The organism is Blautia sp. HCN-20427 (assembly GCF_037890365.1).
Taxonomy (GTDB): domain Bacteria; phylum Bacillota; class Clostridia; order Lachnospirales; family Lachnospiraceae; genus Blautia.
Window position 1 is genome coordinate 1 of sequence record NZ_JBBKBX010000052.1, and the last position, 2,664, is coordinate 2,664.

The following is a 2,664-nucleotide window of genomic DNA, read 5'->3' on the forward strand; positions in this document are numbered from 1 at the left end:
GTAAGCGCCCAATAATACTGCGGTAAAATTTAAAATTACCCCAGCCCTTTGCGAGTTGGAGTAATTCACTATAATTCACATGCGATTTTTGACAGACTGGAGTTTTTCACTCCAAGGTGCAAGTTCTGCCAGCTGTTCATCCGTCATATCTTTACTTGGCCGATGCTCCAGCAGAAATTTGAGATATCCGTAAATATTCAGGCCGTGTGCTTTTGCCATCTCAACCATTGTGTAGACTACCGCACTGGCATTCGCTCCGTCCACGGAACTGCTGAACAGCCAGTTCTTCCGTCCTACTGCAAATGGACGGATTGCATTCTCGCTGAGATTGTTGGTAAAGCTGCAGTGCCCATCCTCCAGATAGGTCTCCGCTGTATCACGCCGGTTGAGAACATAATTAACCGCTTTATCCATCCGGGTATTCCGGACGGGCTTCTGCTGATCGAGCCACGACCAGAAAGCCTCCAGAACAGGTTTTTCCTTCTCGAGACGCAGCTGTTTCCGCTTTTCATAATCACCGGAATGCTTTTTGTTTATAGAGTCCTCAATGGCGAATAACCGGTTGCAGTACTGGACTCCCTGCACTGCCGGCTGGCTGTAATCATACTGCCTGCCTTTAGGAACAGCGTCGATAAAGTATCGGCGGATATGTGCCCAGCAGGAGCAGCGCCTAATCCCCGGCAGATTGTTATAACCCTGATAGCCGTCAGTTTCCAGATATCCGCTGTAGCCTTCCAGAAACTCTCTTGCGTGGCTGCTGCTCCTGGTAGGGGAATAGCCATACAGGATAATCTCCGGAAGTCCATCCTCACCACTTCGGAACAGCCACATGAACGACTGGGTCTGAGCCCTGCGGCCTTCCTCTTTCAGCACCTGGACCCGAGTCTCATCTGCCATGGCAAAGTTCCTTTTCAGCAGTTCACGGTGAAAGTAATCATACATTGGCTGAAAATAGTTCTGCGAACAGTAGATAATCCAGTTAGCAAGGGTGGTCCGGCTGATCTGGGCCCCATACTGTTTCCAGTCTTTCTCCTGCCGGTAAAGGGGAAGCCCATTGGCATATTTCTGGTACATGGTCCATGCAACGGTGGATGCCGAGGCAGGACCTTTCCCAACCAGAGCCGCCGGAACCTGGGACTTTATGATTACAGGTTTTTCTGTGTCGCCGAGTCCTTCCTTGCAGGATGGGCATCCGTAGCTCTGGCTGTAGTATTCGATTACTTTACAAGTGGCAGGAATGAATTCCAGTTCCCGGCGGACATACTCCTCGCCAATCAGAACCAGCTGCGTACCGCATACCGGACAAATCTTCTCTTCTTCCGGAAGAGGGAGCACTACTTTTTCAATCTTAAGGCCTTTGAAGAGATCTTCATGCGTGGCCTTCTTTTTACGGGTATGTTCCTTGATTACAGTTTCTTCTTCCAGCAGAGATGGATTCTGTTCCATTTCCGCTTCATCAAAGAGATTCTGCTGTCCCGGAATATCATCGGCTCTTCTTTCACTGGAAGAACCAAAGAGTTTTTTTGTCAGATAATCTACCTGTTCCTGAATGGCTTTCTCGTGACTGGATTTTTCGTCAATAATAAGACGGAGAGATTTCATCATCTCAGTCTGTTCAGATACCATTGTTTTCAGTTGTGATATCGTATCTTTCAGCTCTCTGAGCTGGATATCTTTCGCACTGGAAGCCATCGTTTCTCTCCTCGGATTTGATACCTTTATTATAGCAGAAACAGGGCTTTTACTAAAGGAAAATAGCTCCTGAAAAATGCCGAATTTATAAGGGCTTTCCGGTTTTTTCTGTGCAGGATTTCTACTGGAATCCAGATGCTTTTTATTCTGCTTTAAAGGCTTTGGGCTGGTCAATATCAATCCCCGACATCAGCCAGTCAAACTCCCGCCAGGAAAGATTCCGGACCTCCGATTGCTTCCTGGGCCATTGATAGCCGCCGCGGACAGACAACCGCTTATAAATCAGAACGAACCCGTCTGGTTCCCGGAACAAGGCTTTAATCCTGTCCCGTCTTCTTCCACAGAACAGGAAGAGAGCACTGGACGACGGATCCATCTTAAACTGGTCTTCGATAACGGCGCAGAGTCCGTCAATGGACTTCCGCATGTCGGTATAGCCGCAGACAATGTAAATCTTTTCAAGTCCGGAGATGTCACCTAACATGAGAGCTCCTGAAGCAGACGGAATGTTCTGGTGAGTAGGAGCGGATCTGCATCATTGCTGATACGGACCGTGATATCCTTCATAGCAACTTCAATCGTATGTGAATTGTCAAGGTACGAGTTTTGCATCTGGGATGCTGTATGCTGTTCCGGAACAATGTCAATGGAGACCACGTCCTGTTTCGGACGGGGAATCTCAAGATGACCATGATTCGCTGCTGGAATCTGCTCCGCTGCCGCTTTCCGACAGCGGCTGACCCAGTTGTAAAAGGTGCTTACTGCAATGTCGTTTTCACGGCACCAGTCAGCATCTGTCATGCCGCTCTGACGGCATTCATTAATAAGCCTGAGCTGTTCCGCCATCGGAACACGGGCTTTGCGAGTACCTGCCATAACCTATCCTCCATAATTGTAGTGAAATAATCTAAATATCTATCGACTACAATTATAGGTGAAACTTGAGGATTAGGAAATCCGCAGGAATATTTG

The 2,664-nt window shown here is 48.0% G+C and carries 3 protein-coding genes; all 3 read right to left on the reverse strand.

Annotation, left to right across the window (positions count from 1 at the left end; genetic code table 11):
- Positions 1–75 precede the first annotated feature (75 nt).
- A complete protein-coding gene (gene tnpC, locus WKT17_RS16105; protein WP_340273676.1) occupies positions 76–1,692 on the reverse strand; it encodes an IS66 family transposase in 1,617 nt (538 codons plus the stop codon).
- Between the two features lie 142 nt (positions 1,693–1,834).
- Positions 1,835–2,176: an IS66 family insertion sequence element accessory protein TnpB gene (tnpB, locus tag WKT17_RS16110; protein WP_178761427.1), complete on the reverse strand. Its 342-nt coding sequence runs from the start codon at positions 2,174–2,176 to the stop codon at positions 1,835–1,837.
- On the reverse strand, positions 2,170–2,568 hold the full coding sequence (gene tnpA, locus WKT17_RS16115; protein ID WP_226853772.1) for an IS66 family insertion sequence element accessory protein TnpA: 399 nt from the start codon (positions 2,566–2,568) through the stop codon (positions 2,170–2,172). The genes tnpB and tnpA overlap by 7 nt, the downstream gene beginning before the upstream one ends.
- Positions 2,569–2,664: the final 96 nt, after the last annotated feature.